This window comes from Aquabacter spiritensis (assembly GCF_004346185.1).
GTDB classification, from domain to species: domain Bacteria; phylum Pseudomonadota; class Alphaproteobacteria; order Rhizobiales; family Xanthobacteraceae; genus Aquabacter; species Aquabacter spiritensis.
In genome coordinates this window covers 11,626-37,012 of record NZ_SMAI01000013.1, presented here as the reverse complement: position 1 = coordinate 37,012, position 25,387 = coordinate 11,626, and the positions used below count along the sequence as shown (strand labels likewise).

Sequence of the window (25,387 nt, the reverse complement as noted above, 5' to 3'; positions counted from 1 at the left end):
GCGTCGTCTCCCGATATGTCGCGCGGATGATAGGGGCTCGCCGGGACGCGGCAAGCCGCCGCGCGCAAAATCGCACGGCGCGGCGGACCCGGACGGCGCACTTTGGCGGCGCATGCCTACATGAGGTATCAAGGATCAGGCGGCCGGCGCGCGGCAGGAGGCGGATATGGCACCCTCGGACCCCAGGCAATGCGACGTCGCGGTGGTCGGCGCAGGCCCCTCGGGATTGGCGACCGCGATCGGCCTCGCCCAAAGGGGCGTGCGGACCGCGCTCGTCACCGGCCCGGCGCGCGGTCCCGACACACGCACCACGGCGCTGATGGAAGGCTCGGTGCGGTTTCTCGACGGGCTCGGCCTGTGGGACGCGCTCGCGCCGCACGCCGCGCCGCTGCGCGATCTGCGCCTCATCGACGCCACGCGCCGGCTGGTGCGCGCGCCGGAAGTCCTGTTCCGCGCCGCCGAAATCGGGCTCGAGGCGTTCGGCTACAACATCGAGAACGACGCCCTGCGCGGCGTGCTGCGGGAGGCCGCCGGCGGTTTGCCCAACCTCACGATCGTCTCCGCCTCGGTCGAGGAGGCGATGGCCGGGGCCGACGAGATCGTCCTCGGCCTCGATGATGGCGGCAGCATCCGCGCCCGCCTCGCCATCGCCGCGGACGGGCGGCATTCGCGGCTTCGCGAGGCCGCCGGCATCGCCGTGCGCAGCCGGGCCTATCCTCAGGTCGCGCTCACCTTCACCGTGCGCCACACCCGGCCGCACGAGGAGGTGTCGACCGAATTCCACAGCGAGACCGGGCCCTTCACCCTCGTCCCCCTGCCCGGCCTGCGCTCCAGCATCGTCTGCGTCGTGGACGAGCGGACGGCGGTTCGCCTCCTCGGCCTCGATCCTTCGGCGCTCGCCCGCGAATTGGAGCGCCGCGCGGGCTCGCTGCTCGGCGCCTTCACATTGGAGGACGGCCGGGGCGCCTTCCCGCTCGCCGCCGAGGCGGCCGAGCACCTGATCGCGCCGCGCCTCGTCCTGATCGCCGAGGCGGCCCATGTCATGCCGCCCATCGGCGCCCAGGGCCTCAATCTCGGTCTGCGCGATGCCGCCGCGATCGTCGCGCTGGCGGGCGAGACGGTGGCGGCGGGGGGGGATCCCGGCGCGGAACCGCTGCTTGCCCGCTATGCCGGCACGCGCAGCCGCGACATCGAGACCCGCATGGCGGCGGTGGACGTGCTGAACCGCTCGCTCCTCTCCGACCTCCTGCCGGTTCAGGGCATGCGCGGCCTCGGGCTCTATCTCATGGAACGGATCGGCCCGCTGCGGCGCGGTTTGATGCGACTCGGCGCCGGACTGCGCGCCGCCTGAGCGCGCGGCGGCTCACCACAGCCCGCCGAGCGGCAGGAGATGCTGCTGGAGCAGATAGAGCACGCCGGTCACCGTCACCACCGAGGCGACGGTGCCCAGCAGCACCGCGGCGGACGCCTGCTCGACATAGACATTGTACTGCCGCGCCAGAATGAAGCAGTTCAGCGCGGGCGGCAGCGACGCCATCAGCACCCCGGTCTCCACCCAGCTGCGCGATACGCTCGCGAGCGTGGTCAGCGACACGAGGGCGATCACCGGATGCACCAGCAGCTTCAGCCCGAGCAAGGGCGCGAGTTCGCTCGGCACCCGGCCGAGCGGCCGCAGCGCGACCGTCACGCCGAGCGTGAACAGGGCGCAGGGCGCGGCGGCGTTCTTCAGATAATCCAGCATCCGCTCGACGGCGCCCGGGGCCCGGAACTCGAAATAGGCGGCGAGCACCCCGAGCAGGGTCGCGATGTTGAAGGGGTGGGTGAGAACGCGCTTCACCACCAGCAGAAGGGTCGCCCCGATCGAGCCGCCGCCGGTGCGCAGCGCCATGAGCAGCGGCACCAGCGTGAAAAAGAACACGCTGTCACAGGCGAAGATCAGGGCCGCCGGGGTCGCCGCATCCTGGCCGAGCGCGGCGAGGGTGAGGCCGGGGCCCATATAGCCGACATTGGCATAGCCCCCGACCGTGGTCGCGATCGCCGCCTCGCCGATATTCCCGCGCCGCAGCCAGAGGCCGAGCGCAAGGGCGAGGCCCGCCGTCACCGCGGTCGACACGACGGCGGCCAGGATGAAGCCGGGATTCGCCAGTTCGGCGAACGGTGTCTGCGCGACGATGCGATAGAACAGAGCCGGCAGCGCGAGATAGATGATGAAGAAGGACAGCCAGGCGAGCCCGGCCTCCGGCAGGCGGGCGAAGCGCCCGCAGCCATAGCCGAGGAAGATCAGGCCGAAAAAGGGAAAGGCGAGGCCGAGAAGGTCCGACATGAGGCGCTTTTGGCAGGATGAGCCGCGACGTTAGAGCCCGCCGCACGGCGAGGAAAGCGCGCCGTCCCCAGTTTGCCGCATGGCTGGACTGTGCGTGCCGCGGCCCCCTTGAAACCGCCCCCTCATCAGTTTAGGTTCCGCCCTCGCTCCGGCGCTCCAGCGCCGGATGCCCTATGCAGCTGTAGCTCAGTTGGTTAGAGCGCCGGTCTGTGGAACCGGAGGTCGGTGGTTCGAGCCCACCCAGCTGTACCATTCAGGCGCGCACGCGCGGTCGGCCCGAAACCGCTGACTCTCCCTTTGGCCCGCTGAGCCGCACCTCGGATACCGGCCCAGGCGTCGGACAGGCTGCGCGCCAGCCCACCGGCTGATCCCGGCGCCTTCCGATCGAGCCGGGTCTCCGGCCGGGATCCCTTCGTCACGACGATGGCCGCGCTTTGCGCTCCCCTTCCCTCGCACCAGCACGAAAATGACGCGGGGCCTCGCGCAAATCGCCGCGAATCGGACCTAATGCGCGGTATGCTGCGACCGAGAGAAGGGACCGGGATGTGACCAGCGACGATATCAAGGCCCGCGCCGAGGCAGCCTTCGCGGGCCGCCCCGCAGCGCCCGCCTCCGCCGCCGACCAAGCTGCGGAAGCGGCGCGCGCCAAGATGGCCCGCCTGAAGGCCTTGCGCGAAGCGCGGGAAAAGGCCGAAGGCGAGCGCGTCCAGATCGCCCGCGAGCGCGGACGCCGGGCGCGCGCCGAAAAGACCTGATCGGCCCGAGCCCCGCCCGGCGCGCCCCTCGAGGCTGCGCCGACCCGGCAGGCGGTGCGCGTCAGGCGACCTTGCGGCGGTCGTGGCGGCCTTCACCCACCTCCTCGATAATCTTGGCGACGAAGGCCGGCAGGTCCTTCGGCGACCGGCTGGTGATCAGGCCCTGATCCGTCACCACCTCTTTGTCCACCCATTTGCCCCCGGCATTCTCGACATCCTTGCGGATCGAGGCATAGGACGTGACGTTGCGCCCGCGCACGGCATCGGCCTCGATCAGAAGCCAGGGCGCATGGCAGATCGCCGCCACCGGCTTGCCGGACGCCAGAAAGGCCTTCACCACCCGCATCGCCTCGGGATCGGCCCGCAGCACGTCGGGATTGATCTGGCCGCCGGGCAGGACGAGCGCATCGTAGCGGGCCGGATCGACAGCCGAGATCTTCAGATCGGCCGGCACCGTTTCGCCCCAGTCCTTCATGTCCCAGCCACGGATCGGCTGGCCGTCCTGCGAGGCGACGTCCACCGTCGCGCCGGCCTTGCGCAGGTCGTCGCGCGGCACCATCAGCTCGGACTGCTCGAACCCGTTGGTGGCGATGATGAGAATGCGGGATTCGCGAATATCGGTCATGCGGGTATCTCCCTCGCGCCCCGCCAGCACCCGAAAAGGCAACGGCCCCTGCCCGCTCCGGTTCCCTATTTTCCGGTCTGCCCGCGGGGCGCATCGAGCGGCTTGGATTCCGGCGAGCCGCGCTGCCGCAGGACGATCGTCAGCACGACGAGCACGGCGGTCGACAGGAACTCGCTCTGCCAGTTCTGAAACGACTCGAACCAGAAGCGCGCCTCGAACAGATGGTCCAGCATCGAGGCGGGACCGGCCAGGCCGTTCATGGCCGCCTCCTCCATCGCGTCGCGCGTGCTGAAGACCCAGTGCAGCAGGAAGCACAGCAGGAACAGCGCGACGAGCGCGAGGCCGAGCAGATGGGCGTGGATCCAGCCAGCCAGCCCCGGCCGCGGCCGGTCGCCGGGCGCATCGTCCGGCGCGTCCGGATCGCGCGATTCGGCCGAGCCGCGCTGAAACAGAATCGCGGTGAGCACGACATAGGCGGCCATCTGGAGGAATTCGCTCTCCCAATTCTCGAATAGGCTGGAGAGAAAGGCGCCGCTCCCGAGATAGGCGGGAAGGCCGAGCATCGTGCGCCCCCGCTCGGCGAGATCGGCATTGTGGGCGCTCCAGCCGGACAGCACATGTCCGGCCAGGCTGGCGAGGAAGATGGCGCCGAGGACCAAGGTGAGGCCGTTGTCGCGCACATATCGCGAGAGGCCGAGACGCGGCGGCGGGGCGGAGTGGCGGGCACGGGCCGGAGACATGACATCACCTCGGTCCCCTCAACCGCGCCGTGCCGCCTTCGTTCCGCGCGGCACGACGCCGCGAAGCGATTTCGCCGCGCCGGATCTCGCTCTAAAGTGGAGCCCCCTGCCCCGGATGCCCCGTGACCCGCCCCAGTTCGCCGCCCCCCGTTGCCCTCGCCGATTATGAACGCCTCGCTTTGGAGCGGATGACGGCGCGCGCCGAAGCCTATGTGAATGGCGGGGCTGCGGACGAGATCACGTTGCGCGAGAACCGCGCCGCCTTCGACCGTCTGCGCCTGACCAGCGCGGTGCTGCGCGACCTGTCCGGGGCGACGACCCGCACCCGCCTCCTGGGGCTGGAGCTCGACCATCCGATCCTGCTCGCCCCGGTCGCCTTCCAGAAACTGGTCCATCCCGAGGGCGAGATCGCCGCGATCCAGGGCGCCGGCGCCGCCCGCGCGGCGGCTGTCGTCAGCACCCAGGCCAGCATCGCGCTGGAAGACATCGCCGCCGCCGCCAGCACCCCGCTCTGGTTCCAGCTTTATATCCAGCCCGACCGCCCCTTCACGCGCGATCTGGTCGCGCGCGCCGTTGCCGCCGGCTACCGCGCTCTGGTGGTCACGGTCGATGCCCCCGCCAGCCTGCGCAACCGCGAGCAGCGCGCCGGGTTCCATCTGCCGCCGGGCGTCGAGGCGGTTAATCTGAAAGGCATGGCGGCGCGGCGCGACGCACCGGCCGCGGTCGGTGACAGCCCGCTCTTCTCCGGCTTCCTCTCGGGCGCCCCCACCTGGGACGATCTCGCCTGGCTGCGGGGCCTCAGCGATCTGCCGATCGTGCTGAAGGGGATCCTCGCGCCTGGCGATGCCCGGCGCGCGGTCGAGGCGGGGGCGCAGGGGCTGATCGTGTCGAATCACGGCGGGCGGATCCTCGATACCCTCCCCGCCACCATCGACGCGCTCCCCGCCATCGCCGACGCGACGCGGGGCGAAATTCCCCTTCTGCTGGACGGCGGCATCCGGCGCGGCACCGACATCGTCAAGGCGCTGGCGCGCGGCGCGACGGCGGTGCTGATCGGCCGGCCCTACGTGCATGCCCTCGCGGCGGCCGGCGCGGTCGGGGTCGCCCACGCCGTCCACCTTCTGCGCGCCGAGCTGGAAGTGGCGATGGCGGTCACCGGATGCGCCCGGCTCGACGAGATCGACGGCTCGGTCCTCTGGACGGCGTGACATTGCGCCTCGCCCCGGCATGGAACCCGTGCGGCCACGCTCGCGTTTGTCACGCGAAACGGAGACGTGACCATGCCGAAATCTGTGCTTTACGCCATCATCGCCGTGATCCTTGTCGGCGGCGGGGTCTATGCCTATCAAGCCTATGAGAAAGATCGGAACACGCTGCAGATCGAAGTCGGCCCGAACGGCATGAAGGTCGACCCGCCGGGCCGGTGATCCCCGACCCGGGACGCGGCGCGGACCAAAGATCGACCCGGGGGGCCCGGCCCCGCGCCCCCCCGCGAACGAGGCGGCGAATGGCGGACCTGATCGACCGTCTCCAGACGTCACCGGCCTGGTGCTCCTATGAGGAGATTCTCCAACAGCGGATCGACGCCCTCGCCGAAATCCGCCGCCTGACGGGGGAGATCGAGCACCTGCGCACGCTGATCGCGCGAAAGGAGGAGCGATCAGGGCCTCCGAATGACGGGGGCGAGACCGTGAATGGGAGCGTGCCCGGCAATTAAATATTTCCTGACTTGCACCCTTATGCCCTCCTCCGCCCACAGAAGGTCGGATGGCTTTTTTTTGAGCCACACCACGCGCCCGCTAGAACGGAACAGTCTCCGCAACTTTGAATTGCCACACCCTCTCTGCGTCCCTTAAGGTCATTACAACCGGACCTAAAGCCCGCGGGGCGGAGAATGAAGCGGCCAATCGGCGAAGAGCATGAGTCGTGCGCGCAAGAGACTGTTGATTCCTACCTTGAGGTTACACGCAGCAACGGCGTTGTGAGGGGGCGACTGGTCTCCCGCGACGGCGAGATCCGTGGCCTGCTCTGGTTTCTTATCAAAGACGGCAGAATTTACCGTCGCTCGCAGGATTGGACCGAATGCCAAAAGTGCGAGTGGTTGATTACAGAGAGTGGCCTTTATCTCGTCCAGGTCACGGTCTGGACCCCTCCCCACCATACTGTCCTGCGCTCACCTTACACGCTGTATCAAACGGATAGCGACAAGCTCGCGTTTTCAAAGTTCCTGGTGAACGACGATTCCGGCGCAATCCCATCTCTTCAATATTGCAGATCCGCTCGCCCGTATTCCGAATTTGCAGCAATATCTTTGGCACCTGACGCGCCCGACCATCTTGCGACCGTTCCCGACTGCCTTTCGGCACTGGGGTTGACGATGTCGGTCGCAACGACACGCAAGGGCGTGCTGGGCGTCGTCTCCCGGCCTGGCAGCGAGCAAAGAGATAATCCGTTCCTGTTTTCCGGGAGCGCCTTCTCGAAAGGGACGCTGTATTTTGGAGGTGAGCAAGCAGCCGAGGCGAAATTAGCGGCAACGGGAGGCGCGGTCGGGACTTATACCTATCTCGACTGTGACACGCGGCGATGCGAATGCATCGCCGGATCTGATTTTTTTGGCGTTGGAAAGATATATTATTTCGTTCGATCTAAAGTCGCCATCGCCTCAAATCGTTACCATCTCTTGTTGATACTCATCAATGCGATGGGCCTGACTGGCTCCGTAAATAAAAGAAAGGTCGAAGCTACCCTTTCCTGCATCGACCTGCAGCCTCTCCTACAGAATTTTTCAAGCGAAATGGAAATCGAGGGCGCGTCCCTTTTGCCGGTCGACCACCGCCTGCGCCTGAGAGCAGGACACGCCGTCCTTGAGCCAACCGGCCTTTACTCCATGCTTCGCAGCGAGCTCGAATATTCGCCTAGCGAACATTTGCGTCACTTGAACGATGCGAAGGCCGAACTAATCGAGAACGTCGGAGCGATCCTGGCGCATCCCGGATTTAAAACCGTGATATTTGACCTGACGGGCGGGCTCGACAGCCGCCTGGTCTATGCCGCGCTCACGAATACAACCCATGACAAAGATCGAGTTAGGATTAGCGCCCGAGAGACCCCCGCAGAACCGGCAGATTTAGAAATCGCCCTCTCACTTAATAGTCTCTACGCCTATACTTACGATGACTGCAATCGACATATTGAAAAAAGCCGAAACGACTCTCTTCTTTCCGATTCAATGAGTCATAAAATCGGCCAATCCTATGCCTACACACCCGATATAGCTCGTCAAAATATACGGAACTCCGTTAGAGTGACCGGAGCATATGGGGAAATATGTGCTCGCGCATATTATTCTAGAAAACATTTTGACAAATACATTGACACAAAAACACTTGAAGAGTTTGTCGAAAAATATTTTATACTACATTACACTCACTTCATAGCCGATTTTCCTGGCGCACAAAATACGATAAAAGACCTATTTTTGAATGAAATGTCTAAAATTCCAGGAAGAACACCCCTCGAATCATTTGAGAATTTTTATCTATTCTTTCGCAATGGAATTCATTTTTCAGATCAAATCAGGTGCGACTATCGCGAACCTGAACTCGGCCCACTTATGTCAAAAAGTCTCTTCAAGGCAAAGATGTCGACCTTTCGTGAGTTTAAAGGAGCACGTGTTCAGTTCGAAATGATGGCCTTGATGAACCCGGTGCTGGCGGCTCATCGCTATGCTTCGCAGGACGACAACACGGAGTATGGTCAGCTGTCGCCTCAAACGTCTCCCATGTCTCAGTTCCTCAATGGACTTACCGTTGCGGGTTCGACCGACCGAACCAAATGGATCGAGGCTCAGAAACGACAGACGGTGCGGATCGAGCCGTTTCAGAATGAGGAGGAGCAGGCGGCTTACCGTCGGAAACACGATTCGCTTGTTCAGGACCGCGATCGGATCGCCATGGCGGCATTGAACTTTCTCATCCGTACTGAAACGATCGACCGGGACCGCGTCGGTCGCAGTGTGTGGCACTACCTGCAGCGCCATCAAGGCGATCCCTCAGTCGCCGCGTGGAACATGGCCAATCGGCTGAGTTCGATCTATTTTCAAATAATGCTGGCGGGTCCCCGAGCCCTGCGCGAAGGAGGCAAGGCCGTGGTGGCCGGGGCATCGATTCCCGCCGCATCACCTAAAGCCCGGGGACAAGCTGTTAGCGCGGCAGCGCCCTCAGTATCGGGCGGCATCTCTTACGCAAGCCGGATTTTCGGAACCCTCGGGATCAAACTTCCCTTCCGTGGATGAAATCTTTCCGCGTTTGTCCGCCGGACGGCAGACTCATCGACGGGCGGAAGGCAAGTCGGAAGGAGTGGCGGGAGTGACGGGGCTCGAACCCGCGACCTCCGGCGTGACAGGCCGGCGCTCTAACCAACTGAGCTACACCCCCAAACGCGGCCGGCGAGCGGCGCGTCGAGATGGCGGGTGATAAGGCCCGCTTCCCCGCAAGTCAAGCGACCCAAGCGGCTTTCACCGGACCCTGTGCAAAACCCGGCGCGGCGGTCGGACAGCACGAACCGGCGCGGCGATGGTGGGCGGTGACGGGCTCGAACCGCCGACCCTCTCGGTGTAAACGAGATGCTCTACCAACTGAGCTAACCGCCCATGCCGCAGGTCGCGGCCTCCCTGCGTAGCGTCGCATGACGTATTGCGGGGACAGGCCGAGCTTTCGCCCTTACGGCAGGCAGCCATATAAGCCGGCGCGGAGCGGTCGTAAACCTCGCCGGTGGTGGATCCGGCGTGGAGAGCGCCAGAGAGGGCCCCCGGACGGTGGGGACGCCTCGCCTCGGCCGGGCGGGGTCGCGACATGGCCCGAACCGGCAACGCGCATTTCCAGGCTGGGACGGCGGCGCCAGAGCCCGCCGGCATCGTCGGTGGTGTCTTGTTGCCTCCGCAGCTCCGTCTTAGACTGCCGCTCCTGCGGTTATGTCCGGAGCCGATGTCCGTGAAACGCATCGCCGCCTTGCCGATGGTCCTCGCCTTAGCAGGTGCCCTTGCCGCCACCACGCCTGCCGCAGCGGACTACGCGCTCGCGTTCGGCAAAGCAGGCGCCAGATGGGCGTTCGGCACCAGCACCAACGCCCCCTCCGTTGCGGAGGCCAAACGGCGCGCGCTGGAAGGGTGCGACTGGAAGGCGTGCAAAGTCGTCATGTCCGGGCGCGGTCAGTGTGTCGCGCTCTCGGTGTCGCGCGAGACCAGCAGCGCCGCCTGGGTGGCGGCGGAGACGCTGCAGAAGGCCCGGGAAGACGCTCTCGTCGAATGCAGTGCCACCGCGCGCAAATGCACCATCCAGGCGTCGTTCTGCGACACCGGCGCCGCCGCACCGCCGGCTGTTCCCGCCGGCCCTCCGGCCCCGGTATCGCAGCCCAAAGCGGCGGCGGATCCGCGGCCGGCAAACAGGGGGACGCCCAACGCGCCCGCCGCATCGCCGATCACACCCGAGGAAATCGCGCGCTTTCGCGACCGGGTGAGAGAGTGCTGGATCATCAAAGCCGATTATTTTCCCGACGACACCACGGCGCGCATCGAGATCGCCCTCAATGCGGACGGCACTTTGAGCGCACCGCCAAAGATCATCGAGGGGTCGGCGGGAGAGAAAGGCGCAGAATTCGCACTTGGCGCCGTCCGCGCGGTGCAGAAATGCGCGCCTTACACGGGATTTGCGGCGCACACCTATGCCGCCTGGAAGGTCATTGAATTGGTCTTCCGGCCCAACATGGCGGCAAAATAGAACAGCCCGTCCCCGCGCCACGCCACCCGCACGCCCGGCGGGATACATGCCGCCGTCGCACAGACGACCGCCTCTCCGGGCCGCGCTGGCGCGTCGTGTGCGGGGCGTTTGCGCAGTCCGACGGGCCTATGCCGGATTCAGGCGCTTGAAGCGTGGCGCTGGCACCGGTCCCACGGCGCGGCCGGGAGATGGCCGCGGAGCAAAGGGGGGAGCGTGTGCCGAGGCCCGTGGGGACCGCGAAAACAGCAGGGGCGCCGCGGCACCGGCGGGCGGGGAAGGAGGCCGCCGCACGCCGGGAACGCCGTCGGCAGCCGGCGCTGGCCGGAAGCGCAGGGCGCGCCGCCGGCGGACACGTCTCCGGGGGCGCGCCGGCCGGATGGCCGGGCGCCCACCCGAGGCGTCAGCCGTTCACCGCTTCCTTCAGGCCCTTGCCCGGGGTGAATTTCGGAGCCTTCGACGCGCTGATCTTCACCGGCTTGCCGGTACGCGGGTTGCGGCCCTCGCGCGCGGCGCGGCTCACCACCGAGAAGCTGCCGAAGCCGATGAGCTTCACTTCCTCACCCTTCTTCAGGGCGTCGGCGATGATGTCGAAAGTCGCATCCACCGCGGCCTGGGCAGCCGCCTTCGTCAGCTTGGCCTCTTCGGCCACAGCGGCGATCAGTTCGTTCTTGGTGGTCATGAGACCGTTCCTTCCGTGTTGTCTTCAGAATCGTCGAAGCCGACGCCCCAGACGATGCCGCGGAAAATTTACGCAAAATGCGGCATTTGCAAGCGCGAACCGCTCCAAACCCGCATAAATGCACGATTTCCAAAACTTCCGGCGGCGGACGAAAAAAAAGCGGCGCGAAATGTCGCGCCGCCACTCGTTTGCTAACGTCTTGAAATTGCTCGCGCACCGGAGCCGGCCGTCTGCGTTGGCCGGATCTCCCCGGGACTCGGCCCCGAAGGACCGATCCCGGAGAGAAAGCCCGGCTCAGTGGGCGACCACGCCCGCGGCGTCGTCGCCCGACACCACGCCCTCGATCGGCCGCTCGACCCATTCGATCGGCTCGGGGCGGCGCACCAGCGCATGGGCGAGCACTTCGTCCATGCGGGACACCGGGATGATTTCCAGCGCGTTCTTCACATTGGCCGGAATGTCCGCGAGGTCCTTGGCGTTCTCCTCGGGGATCAGGACCAGCTTGATGCCGCCGCGCAAAGCGGCGAGCAGCTTCTCCTTCAGCCCGCCGATCGGCAGGACCCGGCCGCGCAGCGTGATCTCGCCGGTCATCGCCACGTCGCGGCGCACCGGGATGCCGGTGAGGACCGAGACGATGGTGGTGGCCATGGCGACGCCGGCCGACGGCCCGTCCTTCGGGGTCGCCCCTTCGGGAACGTGGACATGGATGTCGCGGCGCTCGAACAAAGGCGGCTCGATGCCGAAATCCACCGCCCGCGAGCGGACATAGGACGCTGCGGCCGAGATGCTTTCCTTCATCACCTCGCGCAGGTTTCCGGTCACCGTCATCTTGCCCTTGCCGGGCATCATGACGCCTTCGATCGTCAGCAGCTCGCCGCCGACCTCGGTCCAGGCGAGGCCCGTGACGACCCCGACCTGGTCCTCCGCATCGATCTCGCCGTAGCGGAAGCGCGGCACGCCGAGGAAGTCCTCGAGATTCTTCTCGGTGACCTTCACCGACTTGCGCTTCGAGACAACCAGCTCCTTCACCGCCTTGCGGACGAGTGTGGAGAGCTCGCGCTCCAGATTGCGCACGCCGGCTTCCCGGGTGTAGCGGCGGATCAGCGTCATGAGCGCGCCATCGTCGATGGTCCACTCCTTCGGCTGCAGGCCGTGCTTCTGCACCGCGTTCGGGATCAGGTGCTTGCGCGCGATCTCGACCTTCTCGTCCTCGGTGTAGCCGGCGATGCGGATCACCTCCATGCGGTCGAGGAGCGCCGGCGGGATGTTCAGCGTGTTGGCGGTGGTCACGAACATCACGTTCGACAGGTCGTAATCGACCTCGAGATAATGGTCGTTGAAGGTCCCGTTCTGCTCCGGGTCCAGCACCTCCAGCAGCGCCGCCGAGGGATCGCCCCGGAAGTCCGCGCCCATCTTGTCGATCTCGTCCAGCAGGAAGAGCGGGTTGGCCTTCTTCGCCTTGCGCATCGACTGGATGACCTTGCCGGGCATCGAGCCGATATAGGTCCGGCGGTGGCCGCGGATCTCCGCCTCGTCCCGCACGCCGCCGAGCGAGACGCGCACGAACTCACGTCCCGTCGCCTTGGCGATGGACTTGCCGAGCGAGGTCTTGCCGACGCCGGGCGGACCGACGAGGCACAGGATCGGCCCCGTGAGCTTGTTGGCGCGGCTCTGCACGGCGAGATATTCGACGATCCGCTCCTTGACCTTGTCGAGGCCGTAATGGTCGGCGTCGAGGATCGACTGGGCGAAGCCGAGATCCTTCTTGACCTTGCTCTTCACGCCCCACGGGATCGAGAGCAGCCAGTCGAGATAATTGCGCACCACGGTCGCCTCGGCGGACATGGGCGACATCTGGCGGAGCTTCTTCAGCTCGTGCGTCGCCTTCTCCCGCGCCTCCTTCGACAGCTTGGTGCGCTTGATGCGGTCTTCCAGTTCCTGAAGGTCGTCGCGACCGTCCTCGTCGCCGAGTTCCTTCTGGATCGCCTTCATCTGCTCGTTGAGATAATATTCGCGCTGGGTCTTCTCCATCTGGCGCTTCACCCGCGTGCGGATGCGCTTCTCCACCTGGAGCACGGAGATTTCGCTCTCCATGAGTCCCAGCACCTTCTCGAGCCGGTCGGCGACCTTGATGGTCTCCAGCACCCCCTGCTTGTCGGGGATCTTCACGGCGAGATGCGAGGCGATGGTGTCCGCGAGCTTGGAATGGTCGTCGATCTGGCCGACCACGCCCACGACTTCCGGCGACACCTTCTTGTTGAGCTTCACATAATTCTCGAACTCGGTGACCACGGACCGCCCGAGAGCCTCCGCCTCGACGCGGTCGCCGGTCTCGTCGTCGAGCGTGATCGCCTCGGCCTCATAGAGGTCCGAGCGCTCGGTATATTGAACCACCTGGGCGCGCGTGACGCCTTCGACCAGCACCTTCACGGTGCCGTCGGGCAGCTTCAGCAGCTGGAGCACGGTCGCGAGCGTGCCGACGCGATAGATCGCATCCGGCGCGGGATCGTCGTCCGACGCGTTCTCCTGCGTCGCGAGGAGAATATAGGTATCGCCGCGCATCACCTCTTCGAGGGCGCGGATCGACTTCTCGCGCCCGACGAACAGGGGAACGATCATGTGCGGGAACACCACGATGTCCCGCAGCGGCAGAACCGGGAAGGTCTGCGACACACCCGGAACCAAGGGGGGGCGCGGCTTTTGGCTCGTCATGACCCAATCCTTTCAAATGGCGCAGGCGCGGGCGGGCGTCTGTCCGCCTGCGCGACGGCGCAGCCGGGACGGGAACGGGATGTCAATGCGGGAGCGGCCGGGCGGCCGCGAGAGGCACGATTTCCGAGCCCGGGGACCGGATTCTTCAAGACATAAATGGAGAGCGCGCGGTGCGGTTTCAAGATTGCCGCCGTCCGCCGCTCCGCAGCCCGGCACCGCGCCGCGCGGACGGGCGCCGTACCAGCTCCGGCGCGTGCGCCGGAGCGGAAGATCAGGGCCGCCCGCTCACGCACTGGCGCCCGCATCGCCGACGCGGTCGGCATAAATATAGAGCGGCCGTGCATTCTGCTCGACCACCTCCTTGGAGATCACCACCTCTTCCACGCCTTCGAGCCCGGGAAGGTCGAACATCGTATCGAGGAGAATGCCTTCCATGATGGAGCGCAGGCCGCGCGCGCCGGTCTTGCGATCGATCGCCTTGCGGGCGATCGCGCCGAGCGCTTCCTCGTGGATCGTCAGGTCGACGCTCTCCATCTCGAACAGCCGCTGATACTGCTTCACCAGCGCGTTCTTCGGCTCGGACAGGATCTGCTTCAGCGCGGCCTCGTCGAGATCGCCGAGCGTGGCGAGCACCGGCAGACGGCCGATGAATTCCGGGATCAGGCCGTATTTCAGCAGATCCTCGGGCTCCACCTCGCGGAACACCTCGCCCGGCCGGCGATCCTCGACCGAGGCCACCTTGGCGGCGAAGCCGATCGAGGTGCCGCCCTTGCCGCGCGCGGCGATGATCTTGTCGAGGCCGGCAAAGGCCCCGCCGCAGATGAACAGGATGTTCGTCGTGTCGACCTGCAGGAATTCCTGCTGGGGATGCTTGCGCCCGCCCTGGGGCGGGACGGAGGCCACCGTGCCTTCCATGATCTTCAAGAGCGCCTGCTGCACGCCCTCGCCCGACACGTCGCGGGTAATGGAGGGATTGTCGGATTTCCGGCTGATTTTGTCGATTTCGTCGATATAGACGATGCCGCGCTGCGCCCGCTCGACATTGTAGTCGGCCGACTGGAGCAGCTTCAGGATGATGTTCTCGACGTCCTCGCCGACATAGCCCGCTTCGGTGAGCGTGGTGGCGTCGGCCATGGTGAAGGGCACGTCGAGGATGCGCGCCAGCGTCTGGGCCAGCAACGTCTTGCCGGACCCGGTCGGGCCGATCAGCATGATGTTGGACTTGGCCAGTTCCACGTCGCCGTGCTTGGTGGCGTGGTTGAGGCGCTTGTAATGGTTGTGCACCGCGACCGAGAGGACCTTTTTCGCATGCTCCTGACCGATGACATAATCATCGAGAACCTTGCGAATTTCCTTCGGGGTCGGGATGCCGTCCCGCGACTTCACCAGCGAGGACTTCGATTCCTCGCGGATGATGTCCATGCACAGCTCGACGCACTCGTCGCAAATGAAGACCGTAGGCCCTGCGATGAGCTTGCGGACCTCGTGCTGGCTTTTGCCGCAGAACGAGCAGTAAAGCGTGTTCTTGCTGTCGCTGCCGCCGGTCTTGCTCATCTTCATCTTCCTCCGGCCCCCTTCCGCGCACGCTGCGTGAGCGATCCGGGAGCCCAATGCGGGAGTTGAGGTGGCGCCTCCACCCCCCGTTCTCCCAGCCCGATCAAATCCCGGTCCGACCGCATGGCCGGACCTCAGCCAATCACCCTCCGACACTCCGATCAAGGCATATGCATAGATTATGCCTAGTCGGCTTGCCCGAGGCTCGCATCCGGCCCGCCGGATGCGCCGCGCCGGCCCTTCGGCCGCCCGGCCCAACCCGCGCCGCGGCCCCGTCGAGACGGGAACGCCGCGCCGACGACATCAGATACGGCGGAAACCACCGATCGGACCTCATCGGACGCGGCGCCATCCGCCGCACGGGTCGAAGCGCAAGCCGGCTCATCTCTCCATGCAAGCGCGATCTTGCACTGCACGCAAGAGCCCTGTCGCCGAACCCCCGTGCAAAAGGGATCGGATCACGCCTTGGGCGCGTCCTCGGTCGGGCGCTTTTCGATCACGGAATCGATCAGCCCGAACTCCTGCGCGGACGCAGCCGTCATGAAATTGTCGCGCTCCAGGGCTTCCTCGATGCGGTCCATCGTCTGCCCGGTGTGCTTCACATAAATTTCATTCAGCCGCTTCTTCAGGCTCAGGATCTCCTGGGCGTGCAGCATGATGTCGGTCACCTGGCCCTGGAACCCGCCGGACGGCTGATGGACCATGATTCGCGCATTCGGCAGGCCGAAGCGCAGGCCCTTCTCGCCGGCGGTCAGCAGCAGCGAGCCCATCGAGGCCGCCTGGCCGATGCACAAGGTCGAGACCGGCGGCTTGATGAACTGCATCGTGTCGTAGATCGCGAGGCCCGACGTCACCACTCCTCCGGGGGAGTTGATGTACATCGAGATTTCCTTCTTGGGATTCTCGGCTTCCAGGAACAGCAATTGCGCCACCGCAAGGGTGGACATGCCGTCCTCGACCGGCCCGGTCAGGAAGATGATGCGCTCCTTCAGAAGGCGCGAATAGATGTCGTACGCGCGCTCGCCGCGGTTGGTCTGCTCGACCACCATGGGCACGAGGTAGTTCATGTAGGTATCAACGGGATCGCGCATCTTGGGTCCTCGGCGCGGGCGCCCCGAAGGCACGCCGCGCGCTCTCGTCGCAGTGGAGACGAATGACGCCCTGGGATCAGGCCGCCTTTTCCTCATCCTCCTTATAGAGCTCTTCGCGCGAGACCGGCTTTACGGTCACGTCGGCGAGCTCGAGGAGGAAGTCGACGACCTTCTCTTCGAAGAGCGGCGCGCGGACCGAGGCCATCGCCTGGGGATTCCGGCGATAATAGTCCCACACCTGCTGCTCTTGACCCGGGAACTGCCGCGCCCGCTCCACCACCGCGCGCGTCACTTCGTCGTCGCTGACCTGTATATTGTTGCGCTCCCCGATCTCCGCAAGCACCAGACCGAGCCGCACGCGGCGCTCGGCGATGCGCTGATAGTCGGCGCGCGCCGCCTCCTCGGTGGTGCCTTCGTCCGCGAAGGTGCGCTTCTGCGCCTCGAGGTCCTGCTGGACCTGCGCCCACACGCCCTCGAACTCCTGCGAGACGAGGGTCGGGGGCACGTCGAACTGGTGCATGCCGTCGAGCGCGTCGAGCAGCGCGCGCTTGACCTTCTGGCGGGTGACGCCACCATGCTCCTGAGCGATCCGCGCGCGGACCTGCTCCTTCAGGGCGTCGAGACTGTCCTGACCGAGCGACTTGGCGAAGTCGTCGTCGAGCGTGAAGGCGCCGGGCGCCTCGACCAGCTTGACGGTGACCGCGAAGACGGCCTCCTTGCCGGCCAGTTCGCGCGCCGCATAAGCCTCGGGGAAGGTCACGGTCACGGTGCGCGCATCGCCGGCCGAGACCCCAACGAGCTGCTCCTCGAAGCCGGGAATGAAGCTGTTGGAGCCGAGCACCACCTGGATGCCCTCGCCGGTGCCGCCCTCGAAGGCGACGCCGTCCATGGTGCCGACGAAATCGACCGTCACGCGGTCGCCGGTCTCGGCCGCACCGGCCTTCTCCGCGAACGGGCGGTTCGCGTCGGCGAGCCGCGCCAGGGTCTCGTCGACCTGCGCGTCCGACACCTCGGCGACCGGCTTCTCGATCGCGATGTCCTTGAAATTGCCGAGCTCGATCTTCGGCAGAACCTCGACCTCGATCGTGTAGGTCAGGTCGTCGGCGCCGTCGATCACGCGCCGCACTTCCGCCTCGTCCTGCGGCAGCTCGACCCGTGGCTGCAGCGCGAGCTTAAGGCCGCGTTCCTCGACCAGCTTGCCGTTCGCCTCGGTCACGGCCTGCTCGATCACCTCGGCCATGACCGACTTGCCGTACATCCGCTTGAGATGGGCGAGCGGCACTTTGCCCGGGCGGAAGCCCTTGAGCTGCACCTGGTTCTTCAGCTCGGTGAGGCGGGTCTGCGCCTTGGCGTCGAGCTCGGAGGCCGGGAGCACCACGCGATAGGCGCGCTTGAGGCCGTCGGCCTGAGTTTCAGTCACCTGCATCGTCTTGCCTTCATCCCTTGCCGCCAGGAGCGGCCAAACAGTCTCAGCGGCGCGCCCAAGAAAGGCACGGCATGCAGCGTCGGAACGACGACGTGGTGCGGGCGGAGGGTTTCGAACCCCCACGACTTTCGTCACGGGAACCTAAATCCCGCGCGTCTACCAGTTCCGCCACGCCCGCGGTCGTCGGACCGGCTCACGGCACGGCTCACCGGGTGCGCAATTCACTGAATCGGCACCGACCGGGTTGGGGCTTATAGCATGGGGAATCCGGCGCGCAGCAAGAAAAAGCATCCCGCACACCATCCCGTTTACCCAAGGTGTCCGAAGGGGGTCCGGGCGGGCACCGTGCGACATTGCGCCGTCCCCGCGCGGAAGCGGAGCGGCCTCAAGCCTGCGGCGGCCGAGGGCGGTAAATCCGCCTTGCCCTTTGCACAGCGCCGAGACAAGGTCACCACGCTCAAGTCTTGCGAGGAGAGGTCCTTTGCGCGTCCCTGGCCCCAATCGCCGTTCGGTCCTCGCCGGAACCGCTGCACTGGCGCTCGGCGGCGTCCTGCCGCGCCTCGCCTTCGCCCAAGCCGCGCCGACCGCCGCCGTTCCGGCGCCCGCCACGGCCACGGTCGTGCCGCTGCGGGCCGCGACCGCCGTGATGGTCGAATTCGCCGGCGCCACCCCGATCGCGGTGTTCCAGAATCAGGTCCCGGGTCCGGTCCTGCGGGTCAAGCACGGCGACAAGCTCGCGGTCGCGGTGGCGAATGCGCTCGACACCCCGTTTTCCCTCAATTGGCAGGGCGTGCGGATGCCGAACGCGCTCGATGGCGTGCCGGGACTCACCGGTCCGGCGATCGCCAAGGGCGCGTCGCTCGACCTTTCGTTCACCCCGCCCGACGCCGGCACCTTCCTGTACCGCGCCTTCCAACCCGATCTGGCGCACCGCGCCCTGGCCGGCGCCCTGATCGTCGACGAGCCGGGCGCCGCCCCGTATGCCTCCGACCATGTCCTCCTGATCCAGTCCTGGCCTGCGGACGCGCTGAATTCGTTGCCGATGGTGACCTCGAACGGCGCGGTCTCGCCCACCCTCTCGGTTCCGGCAGGCGGGCGCACGCGGCTGCGGCTGGTCAATGCCTCGGTGCATTTCCTGCGCCTCCAGATCCCCGCGACCTGCTACGCGATCGCGGTCGACGGCCAGCCGGTGCAGCCGTTCCAGCTCAAGGACGGGCGGGCGCAGCTCACCCCCGGCGGCCGGCTCGACCTTGCGGTCGATATCGGCACGGCTGATCCGATCCCGGTCAATCTCGAAACCCGGCAATTGCCGATCCAGCTCGGTCTGCTCGCCCCGGACGGACCGGTGCCGGCCGCCGGCACCGCCCTCCCCGTCCCCACGGCCCTGCCCTCGAACGGCCTTCCCGCGACCATTCCGCTGGAAAAGGCGGCCCGGTTCGAAATCCCGCTCGGCCCGGGCACCGTGCCCCTCACGGGGTTCGAGAGCGTCGGAACCGTCGATCGCGGCACCTCGGTCGTGCTCGCTTTCGTCAACCGCTCCGACACCCCCGTCGCCGTGCAGTTGCACGGCGCGCCGGCGCGCCTGCTCGACGGCATGGACGACGGCTGGAAACCCTGGTGGCACGACGCGATCCCGGTCGGCCCGAAAGCCACCGTGCGGGCCGCTCTGGTCGCGGACAGCCCGGGCAAATGGGCGATCGTCGGCTTGCGCGGGGGCGACGGCGCGGTGGTCGCCGCGCGCTCCTACGACGTCCGCTGAGCCGCCGGCCGCCCTACGCCCCGGTCCAGCCGAGGCTCGGGAACAGCCGGGCATAAACCGGCCGCAGCGCTTCCGGCAGATCGTCCGCAATGAGGCCCGGCCCGGCCTCCCGTGCCGCCTCGCCATGCAGCCAGACCGCTGCGCTCGCCGCAGCGAAAGGCGGCATGGCCTGAGCCAGCAGGCCGCAGACGAAGCCGGCCAGCACGTCCCCCGCCCCGGCGGTCGCCAGAAAAGCGGGCGCGTTCTCGGCGATGGTGGCGTGTCCGCCCGGCTCGGCCACCACGGTGTCGGCGCCCTTCAGCACCACGACCGCACCGAGCCGCGCCGCCGCGGCGCGCGCGCGCGCCAGCTTGGATGGCGCCCCCAGCACCGAATCGTCGCCGGCGAACAGGCGCGCGAATTCGCCTTCGTGCGGTGTCACCACTGCGCCCCGCGCCCGGGACAGGACCGCCGCGAGCGCGGCGGCGTCCCCCGCAAAGCTGGTGAGGGCATCGGCGTCCGCCACCACGCTGCGCTCCGGCCCGGCACAAGCCGCGAGCATCGCTTGCGCCTGCGGTCCGGCGCCGAGGCCCGGCCCGACCAAGGCGGCGGTGAAGCGGGGATCTTCCAGCAATCGGCCGAGTTCGGCCGCATCCCCGACCGGGCGCGCCATCAAAGCGGCATAGGAGGCGGCATGCACGGCCAGGGCGTCCGGCGGGCAGGCGATCGTGACGAGCCCCGCCCCGGCCCGCAGGGCGCCGCGCGCCGCGAGCCGCGCCGCCCCCGCGGTCCAGGCCCCGCCGCTGGCGACGAGCGCATGGCCGCGGCTGTATTTGTGACCGGCGGCTGCCGGCAGCACAAAAGCGCTGCCCCAGGCGCCCGGATCGTTCACCGCGCAGGTCGGGGCAATGGCGTCGAGCACGCTCGCCGGAATGCCGATGTCCGCCACCCGCACCCGGCCGCACAGCGCGCGCCCGGGCAGCAGGAGATGACCCGGCTTGCGGCGGAAGAAGGTGACGGTTTCCACCGCCTGCGCCGCCGCGCCGCGCACCTTGCCGGTCGCGCCGTCGAGGCCGGACGGCAGGTCGACCGCGATGATCGGCCGCCCGCTCGCCGCCATCCGCTCCACCACCGCACGCGGGACGCCCTCGAGATCCCGCGCGAGACCGGCGCCGAACAGCGCGTCGACGATCAGATCGACCGTCTCGTAGGTCAGGGTCTCCGCGCTTTCGACCGGCCCCGTCCAGCGGCGCGCCGCCGCGGCCGCATCGCCGATCAGGGCATCGCGCGCGCCGAGCAAAGCGACGCGGACGCGGAACCCGCGCTGCGCCAGGATGCGCGCGGCGACGAGCCCGTCGCCGCCATTATTGCCGGGGCCGCACAGAATGGCGATGCGGGTCGGATAGGGCCGCCGCGCCGCCGCGTCGGCAACCGCCGTGCCGGCCCGCTCCATGAGCGTGAGGCCGGCAATTCCCCCTTCGATGGCGCGGGCATCGGCCTCGGCCATTTCGCGTGGATCGAGCAGCGCGTTCATTTCACCTATCCCGTCATGCCTAATTCATGATCCGCCGCCACGTCGCGCGCCAAGCAGATGTTGATTATATTTTGAGCGTATCGATGTTTTTTTGAGCATTTCCATGCTATCGCGACGCGGTGCCCAAAGGTTTCGTGTTTATGGCACGCATCCTGCTTAAAGACAGGGCGGCTCGGCCGGCCTTTGGAGGGCCGGGCCACGGGAGATGGAGCGCATGAAGAAGATTGAGGCCATTATCAAACCCTTCAAACTCGATGAGGTGAAGGAAGCCCTGCAGGATGTGGGCCTGCAAGGCATCACGGTCACCGAAGCGAAGGGTTTCGGGCGGCAAAAAGGCCATACGGAACTGTATCGTGGCGCCGAATACGTGGTCGACTTTCTTCCGAAGGTGAAGATCGAGGTCGTTCTCGCCGACGAAATGGTGGAGCGGGCGGTCGATGCCATCCGCCGTGCGGCGCAGACCGGCCGGATCGGCGACGGAAAGATCTTCGTCTCCAGCATCGAAGAGGCGATCCGCATCCGCACCGGCGAATCGGGCCTCGACGCGATCTGACGCTTGGACTACCAAGTCCGCGTCCCTGACTACGCAGGAAAGGCAGTGCCAAAAATGACAACGGCCAAGGACGTCCTCGATTCCATCAAGGCGAACGACGTCAAGTACGTCGATCTGCGATTCACCGATCCGCGCGGCAAGTGGCAGCATGTGACCTTCGACATCTCGATGGTCGATGAGGATCTGTTCTCCGAAGGCACCGCCTTCGACGGCTCCTCGATTGCCGGCTGGAAGGCGATCAACGAATCCGACATGCAGCTCCTGCCGGATCCGGCGACAGCCTGCATCGACCCGTTCTTCTCCGAAACCACCATGGCGATCGTCTGCGACGTGCTCGAGCCGACCACCGGCGAGCCCTATGCGCGCGATCCCCGCGGCATCGCCCGCAAGGCCGAGGCCTACGCCAAGTCGACCGGCGTCGGCGATACGGTCTATTTCGGCCCCGAGGCCGAATTCTTCATCTTCGACGACGTGCGCTTCAAGGCGGATCCGTACAATACCGGCTTCCGCCTCGATTCCTCCGAGCTGCCGTCGAATTCGGACACCGATTACGAAGGCGGAAATCTCGGCCACCGCGTGCGCACCAAGGGCGGCTACTTCCCCGTCCCGCCGATCGACAGCGCACAGGACATGCGCTCCGAAATGCTCGGCGCCATGGCCAAGATGGGCGCCAAGGTCGAGAAGCACCACCACGAGGTCGCCTCGGCGCAGCACGAGCTGGGCCTCAAGTTCGGCCCGCTGGTGACCATGGCGGACCATCTGCAGATCTACAAATACTGCATCCATCAGGTCGCCAACATTTACGGCAAGACCGCGACCTTCATGCCGAAGCCGGTGTTCGGCGACAACGGCTCGGGCATGCATGTCCACCAGTCGATCTGGAAGGACGGCAAGCCGCTGTTCGCCGGCGACAAATATGCCGACCTCAGCCAGGAATGCCTGTGGTATATCGGCGGCATCATCAAGCATGCCAAGTCGCTGAACGCGTTCACCAATCCGCTGACCAACTCGTACAAGCGGCTGGTCCCCGGCTACGAGGCTCCGGTGCTGCTCGCTTATTCCGCGCGCAACCGCTCGGCCTCCTGCCGCATCCCCTACACCAACAACCCCAAGGCCAAGCGCGTCGAGGTCCGCTTCCCCGATCCGGGCGCGAACCCCTATCTCGCCTTCTCGGCCCTGTTCATGGCCGGCATGGACGGCATCCTGAACCGGATCGATCCCGGCCAGGCGATGGACAAGGACCTGTACGATCTGCCCCCGGCCGAGCTGAAGCAGATCCCGACCGTGTGCGGCTCGCTGCGCGAAGCGCTGAAGTCGCTGGAAGAGGACCACGCCTATCTCCTGAAGGGCGGCGTGTTCGTCGAGGACTTCATCGAATCCTATATCGACCTGAAGATGACCGAGGTGATGCGGTTCGAAATGACCCCGCACCCGGTCGAGTTCGAAATGTATTATTCGGTCTGAGGCGCCGCGCGGGCTGCTGGCCCGCCACGCTTCGAGGGGTCAGGGGCCGGGTTCGCCGAACGTCGGAATGTCCGTCCGATCCGCGCCGGCTCGATCGGTCTCTCCCAACTGGGGCGCCTCTCGGGGCGCCCTTTTTGTTTCGCGCGCGCGTCACGCGCCGGGCCTATCATCTGCCCGCCGCCGCGTCCGCCCGCGACGGCCTTTCCGCGACCGAGATGCCCATGCCAAATCCGTCCGAAGTCCATCCCGAGCCGCTCGCCGTCGCCCGCGAGGCGCAGGACGACGCGCCGTGCAACCCCGCCGCCAATCCCACGCTGGGCGACGTGGTCGCCGCGCGCTTTGGTCGGCGCGATCTCCTCAAGGGCCTGCTCGGCGTCGCCGCCATCGGCGCGACGCTCGGCCCGCAGGCGCGCGCCGCCGCCCGCGCCGTGGCGCCCGCCGGCACGACGCCCGCCGACGATGCCGCGGCGCGCTTCCCTTTCCCCGAACTCACCGCCGCGCCCGACGCCACGATCCATGTGGCGGAGGGCCACGAGGCGCATGTCCTGGTGCGCTGGGGCGACCCGGTCCTGCCCGGCGCCCCCGCCTTCGACCCGCAGAACCAGACCCCGCGGCCCAGGCGATGCAGTTCGGCTACAACAACGACTTCGTCGGCTATATCCCGCGCCCCGGCGGCGATCCCGCGGCCCGCGGCCTGCTTGTCGTGAACCACGAATATACCAGCGCCGACATGATGTTCCCCGGCATCGGGCCGCAGCGCGCCAAAGACGGCTTTCCCGGCATGACGCGTGAGCGGGTCGATGTCGAGATGGCGGCCCATGGCGGCTCGGTGATCGAGATCGCCCGCATCGACGGCCGCTGGCGCGTCGTGCCGGACGCGCAGGAAGCCCGCCGCATCACCGCGACGACCCCGATGCACCTGACCGGCCCGGCGGCGGGCGACGACCTCCTGAAGACCGCGGCGGACCCGGAAGGCCGGACCGTGCTCGGCATGATCAACAATTGCGCCGGCGGCATCACGCCCTGGGGCACCTGGCTGACCTGCGAGGAGAATTTCAATCTCTATTTCCTCGGCACGGCGCAGGCCCATCCCCGCCCGGCGGCGCTGAAGCGCTACGGCATCCCGGCGGCCTATTATGCCTGGGGCAAGTTCCACGACCGGTTCGACATCTCCAAGACGCCGAACGAGCCCAACCGCTTCGGCTGGGTGGTGGAGATCGACCCGCTCGATCCCGCTTCGACGCCGAAGAAGCGCACCGCCATGGGCCGCTTCAAGCACGAGGGCGCGGCCAATGTGGTCAATCGCGACGGCCGCTTCGTGGTCTATCAGGGCGACGACCAGCGGATGGACTATGTCTATCGCTTCGTCACCGCGCGCGCCTACGACCCCGCCGACCGCGCCGCCAATCGCGACCTGCTCGATGCCGGCACGCTCTCGGTCGCGGTGTTCCATCCCGACGGAACCGGCGAATGGCGCCCGCTGGTGTTCGGCCAGGGGCCGCTGGTGCCGCAGAACGGTTTCGCCAGCCAGGCGCAGATCCTGATCGAGGCCCGCTTCGCCGGCGACGCCCTCGGCGCCACCAAGATGGACCGGCCCGAGGATGTCGAAGTGAACCCGGCCACCGGCAAGGTCTATGTGATGCTCACCTCCAACGACGCCCGCAAGGAGAGCGAGACCGACGCCGCCAATCCGCGGGCCAACAACGCCTTCGGCCATATCGTCGAGATCATGCCAGAAGGCGGCGATCATGCCGCGGACCGCTTTTCCTGGGAGATCCTGGTGAAGTGCGGCGATCCCGCGATCGCGGCGGTGGGCGCGACCTTCTCCTCGGCGACCACCGGCTATGGCTGGTTCGCCAATCCCGACAATTGCGCGGTCGACAGTGCGGGCCGGCTCTGGGTGGCGACCGACGGCAATTCCGCCGGCAGCACCGGGCGCACCGACGGCATCTGGGGCGTCGAAACCGAGGGCGCCGGCCGGGCGACCGCCAAGCGCTTCTTCTCCGTGCCGATCGGCGCGGAAATGTGCGGGCCCTATTTCACCCCGGACGACACCACCTTCTTCGTTGCCGTCCAGCATCCTGGCGAAAGCGAGGACGGCCGGCTCTCCTCCTTCGACGATCCCTCGACCCGCTGGCCCGATTTCCAGCCCGACATGCCCCCCCGCCCCTCCGTCGTCGCCATCACCAAGATCGGCGGCGGGCGGGTCGGAACATAGAGCCCGATCCTGGCCGATCCGGTCCGATCAGATCGAAACGGACCGATCGATGACCCCGATTTCAAATCTTGGATAGCGACCGTCCGCGCAGCCGGATCTGGCGGCGGATTCGACCGCGCTCTCGGCGACGCCCACCGTCCCGCGGCCAAGATCACGATTCTGAATTGCATTCCCTGTCAGCACAATCTAAAGATTCAG

Annotated in this window: 19 protein-coding genes, 4 tRNA genes and 1 pseudogene; 12 read left to right on the top strand and 12 right to left on the bottom strand. The window is 66.8% G+C overall.

Annotation, left to right across the window (positions count from 1 at the left end; genetic code table 11):
- Positions 1-166 precede the first annotated feature (166 nt).
- A complete protein-coding gene (locus tag EDC64_RS18090; protein WP_132033969.1) occupies positions 167-1,351 on the top strand; it encodes a UbiH/UbiF family hydroxylase in 1,185 nt (394 codons plus the stop codon).
- Positions 1,352-1,363: 12 nt separating this feature from the next.
- Here EDC64_RS18090 and EDC64_RS18085 read toward each other — a convergent pair whose 3' ends face one another.
- Positions 1,364-2,323 carry an AEC family transporter gene (locus EDC64_RS18085; RefSeq protein ID WP_132033967.1) on the bottom strand — a complete coding sequence of 320 codons (960 nt, stop codon included), beginning with the start codon at positions 2,321-2,323 and terminating at the stop codon, positions 1,364-1,366.
- 175 nt (positions 2,324-2,498) lie between these two features.
- On the opposite strand from EDC64_RS18085, the gene EDC64_RS18080 reads away from it, so the two are divergent.
- Together EDC64_RS18080 and EDC64_RS18075 are read left to right on the top strand one after the other, a co-directional pair.
- Positions 2,499-2,575, top strand: a tRNA-His gene (locus EDC64_RS18080).
- Positions 2,576-2,868: 293 nt separating this feature from the next.
- Positions 2,869-3,078: a hypothetical protein gene (locus tag EDC64_RS18075; RefSeq protein WP_132033965.1), complete on the top strand. Its 210-nt coding sequence runs from the start codon at positions 2,869-2,871 to the stop codon at positions 3,076-3,078.
- A 61-nt stretch (positions 3,079-3,139) separates the two neighbouring features.
- Here EDC64_RS18075 and EDC64_RS18070 read toward each other — a convergent pair whose 3' ends face one another.
- Positions 3,140-3,703, bottom strand: coding sequence for a type 1 glutamine amidotransferase domain-containing protein (locus EDC64_RS18070; RefSeq protein ID WP_132033963.1), 564 nt, complete (start codon positions 3,701-3,703; stop codon positions 3,140-3,142).
- Positions 3,704-3,768: 65 nt separating this feature from the next.
- A complete protein-coding gene (locus EDC64_RS18065; RefSeq protein WP_132033961.1) occupies positions 3,769-4,443 on the bottom strand; it encodes a DUF6766 family protein in 675 nt (224 codons plus the stop codon).
- 122 nt (positions 4,444-4,565) lie between these two features.
- Between EDC64_RS18065 and EDC64_RS18060 the strand changes: the two genes are divergently transcribed.
- The 4 genes from EDC64_RS18060 (at position 4,566) to EDC64_RS18050 (ending at position 8,737) form a co-directional block, all read left to right on the top strand.
- Positions 4,566-5,651 (top strand): alpha-hydroxy acid oxidase, encoded by a 1,086-nt coding sequence (locus EDC64_RS18060; RefSeq protein WP_245504772.1) that lies wholly within the window; start codon positions 4,566-4,568, stop codon positions 5,649-5,651.
- A gap of 72 nt (positions 5,652-5,723) precedes the next feature.
- A complete protein-coding gene (locus EDC64_RS23600) occupies positions 5,724-5,870 on the top strand; it encodes a hypothetical protein (protein ID WP_165933811.1) in 147 nt (48 codons plus the stop codon).
- 80 nt (positions 5,871-5,950) lie between these two features.
- Positions 5,951-6,160, top strand: a complete 210-nt coding sequence (locus EDC64_RS18055; protein WP_132033959.1) for a hypothetical protein — start codon at positions 5,951-5,953, stop codon at positions 6,158-6,160.
- Positions 6,161-6,337: 177 nt separating this feature from the next.
- Entirely contained in the window at positions 6,338-8,737 is a 2,400-nt protein-coding gene (locus EDC64_RS18050) for a hypothetical protein (RefSeq protein WP_132033957.1), read from the top strand.
- Between the two features lie 65 nt (positions 8,738-8,802).
- On the opposite strand, the gene EDC64_RS18045 is transcribed toward EDC64_RS18050, so the two are convergent.
- Together EDC64_RS18045 and EDC64_RS18040 are read right to left on the bottom strand one after the other, a co-directional pair.
- Positions 8,803-8,879: transfer RNA gene (locus tag EDC64_RS18045), tRNA-Asp, on the bottom strand.
- Between the two features lie 139 nt (positions 8,880-9,018).
- A tRNA-Val gene (locus EDC64_RS18040) sits at positions 9,019-9,094 on the bottom strand.
- A gap of 334 nt (positions 9,095-9,428) precedes the next feature.
- On the opposite strand from EDC64_RS18040, the gene EDC64_RS18035 reads away from it, so the two are divergent.
- Positions 9,429-10,220 (top strand): DUF4189 domain-containing protein, encoded by a 792-nt coding sequence (locus tag EDC64_RS18035; protein WP_420808967.1) that lies wholly within the window; start codon positions 9,429-9,431, stop codon positions 10,218-10,220.
- A 400-nt stretch (positions 10,221-10,620) separates the two neighbouring features.
- Here the strand turns inward: EDC64_RS18035 and EDC64_RS18030 are convergent, their stop codons facing one another.
- The 6 genes from EDC64_RS18030 to EDC64_RS18005 all read right to left on the bottom strand — a co-directional run bounded on the left by EDC64_RS18030 (position 10,621) and on the right by EDC64_RS18005 (position 17,860).
- On the bottom strand, positions 10,621-10,899 hold the full coding sequence (locus EDC64_RS18030) for an HU family DNA-binding protein (protein ID WP_132033953.1): 279 nt from the start codon (positions 10,897-10,899) through the stop codon (positions 10,621-10,623).
- Positions 10,900-11,193: 294 nt separating this feature from the next.
- Complete coding sequence (gene lon / locus EDC64_RS18025; protein ID WP_132033951.1) at positions 11,194-13,611, bottom strand: endopeptidase La; 2,418 nt, start codon at positions 13,609-13,611, stop codon at positions 11,194-11,196.
- A 285-nt stretch (positions 13,612-13,896) separates the two neighbouring features.
- Entirely contained in the window at positions 13,897-15,165 is a 1,269-nt protein-coding gene (gene clpX, locus EDC64_RS18020; RefSeq protein WP_132033949.1) for an ATP-dependent Clp protease ATP-binding subunit ClpX, read from the bottom strand.
- A gap of 458 nt (positions 15,166-15,623) precedes the next feature.
- Positions 15,624-16,256 carry an ATP-dependent Clp endopeptidase proteolytic subunit ClpP gene (gene clpP, locus EDC64_RS18015; protein WP_132033947.1) on the bottom strand — a complete coding sequence of 211 codons (633 nt, stop codon included), beginning with the start codon at positions 16,254-16,256 and terminating at the stop codon, positions 15,624-15,626.
- A 76-nt stretch (positions 16,257-16,332) separates the two neighbouring features.
- Positions 16,333-17,682: a trigger factor gene (tig, locus tag EDC64_RS18010; RefSeq protein WP_132033945.1), complete on the bottom strand. Its 1,350-nt coding sequence runs from the start codon at positions 17,680-17,682 to the stop codon at positions 16,333-16,335.
- Positions 17,683-17,775: 93 nt separating this feature from the next.
- Positions 17,776-17,860: transfer RNA gene (locus EDC64_RS18005), tRNA-Leu, on the bottom strand.
- A gap of 303 nt (positions 17,861-18,163) precedes the next feature.
- On the opposite strand from EDC64_RS18005, the gene EDC64_RS18000 reads away from it, so the two are divergent.
- Positions 18,164-19,441: a multicopper oxidase family protein gene (locus tag EDC64_RS18000; RefSeq protein WP_132033944.1), complete on the top strand. Its 1,278-nt coding sequence runs from the start codon at positions 18,164-18,166 to the stop codon at positions 19,439-19,441.
- A 13-nt stretch (positions 19,442-19,454) separates the two neighbouring features.
- Here the strand turns inward: EDC64_RS18000 and EDC64_RS17995 are convergent, their stop codons facing one another.
- The gene (locus tag EDC64_RS17995; protein WP_132033942.1) at positions 19,455-20,954 is read right to left on the bottom strand and encodes an NAD(P)H-hydrate dehydratase; all 1,500 of its coding nucleotides are present in this window, start codon (positions 20,952-20,954) and stop codon (positions 19,455-19,457) included.
- Positions 20,955-21,168: 214 nt separating this feature from the next.
- Here EDC64_RS17995 and EDC64_RS17990 point away from each other — a divergent pair, with 214 nt between their 5' ends.
- From EDC64_RS17990 to EDC64_RS17980, 3 genes and pseudogenes are all read left to right on the top strand, one after another.
- On the top strand, positions 21,169-21,507 hold the full coding sequence (locus tag EDC64_RS17990; protein ID WP_132034172.1) for a P-II family nitrogen regulator: 339 nt from the start codon (positions 21,169-21,171) through the stop codon (positions 21,505-21,507).
- 54 nt (positions 21,508-21,561) lie between these two features.
- A complete protein-coding gene (gene glnA / locus EDC64_RS17985) occupies positions 21,562-22,971 on the top strand; it encodes a type I glutamate--ammonia ligase (RefSeq protein ID WP_132033940.1) in 1,410 nt (469 codons plus the stop codon).
- Between the two features lie 221 nt (positions 22,972-23,192).
- Positions 23,193-25,189 (top strand): annotated as a pseudogene (locus EDC64_RS17980) (PhoX family protein).
- The last annotated feature ends 198 nt before the right edge of the window (positions 25,190-25,387 follow it).

Excerpts from the sequence above, each read along its gene's own strand:
- clpP (WP_132033947.1), bottom strand. The coding sequence starts at position 16,256 with ATGCGCGATCCCGTTGATACCTACATGAACTACCTCGTGCCCATGGTG.
- EDC64_RS18085 (WP_132033967.1), bottom strand. The coding sequence starts at position 2,323 with ATGTCGGACCTTCTCGGCCTCGCCTTTCCCTTTTTCGGCCTGATCTTC.
- EDC64_RS18070 (WP_132033963.1), bottom strand. The coding sequence starts at position 3,703 with ATGACCGATATTCGCGAATCCCGCATTCTCATCATCGCCACCAACGGG.
- EDC64_RS18055 (WP_132033959.1), top strand. The coding sequence starts at position 5,951 with ATGGCGGACCTGATCGACCGTCTCCAGACGTCACCGGCCTGGTGCTCC.
- EDC64_RS18050 (WP_132033957.1), top strand. The coding sequence starts at position 6,338 with ATGAAGCGGCCAATCGGCGAAGAGCATGAGTCGTGCGCGCAAGAGACT.
- EDC64_RS17995 (WP_132033942.1), bottom strand. The coding sequence starts at position 20,954 with ATGAACGCGCTGCTCGATCCACGCGAAATGGCCGAGGCCGATGCCCGC.
- EDC64_RS17990 (WP_132034172.1), top strand. The coding sequence starts at position 21,169 with ATGAAGAAGATTGAGGCCATTATCAAACCCTTCAAACTCGATGAGGTG.
- glnA (WP_132033940.1), top strand. The coding sequence starts at position 21,562 with ATGACAACGGCCAAGGACGTCCTCGATTCCATCAAGGCGAACGACGTC.
- EDC64_RS18090 (WP_132033969.1), top strand. The coding sequence starts at position 167 with ATGGCACCCTCGGACCCCAGGCAATGCGACGTCGCGGTGGTCGGCGCA.
- clpX (WP_132033949.1), bottom strand. The coding sequence starts at position 15,165 with ATGAGCAAGACCGGCGGCAGCGACAGCAAGAACACGCTTTACTGCTCG.
- lon (WP_132033951.1), bottom strand. The coding sequence starts at position 13,611 with ATGACGAGCCAAAAGCCGCGCCCCCCCTTGGTTCCGGGTGTGTCGCAG.
- EDC64_RS18065 (WP_132033961.1), bottom strand. The coding sequence starts at position 4,443 with ATGTCTCCGGCCCGTGCCCGCCACTCCGCCCCGCCGCCGCGTCTCGGC.
- EDC64_RS18035 (WP_420808967.1), top strand. The coding sequence starts at position 9,429 with ATGTCCGTGAAACGCATCGCCGCCTTGCCGATGGTCCTCGCCTTAGCA.
- EDC64_RS18030 (WP_132033953.1), bottom strand. The coding sequence starts at position 10,899 with ATGACCACCAAGAACGAACTGATCGCCGCTGTGGCCGAAGAGGCCAAG.
- tig (WP_132033945.1), bottom strand. The coding sequence starts at position 17,682 with ATGCAGGTGACTGAAACTCAGGCCGACGGCCTCAAGCGCGCCTATCGC.
- EDC64_RS23600 (WP_165933811.1), top strand. The coding sequence starts at position 5,724 with ATGCCGAAATCTGTGCTTTACGCCATCATCGCCGTGATCCTTGTCGGC.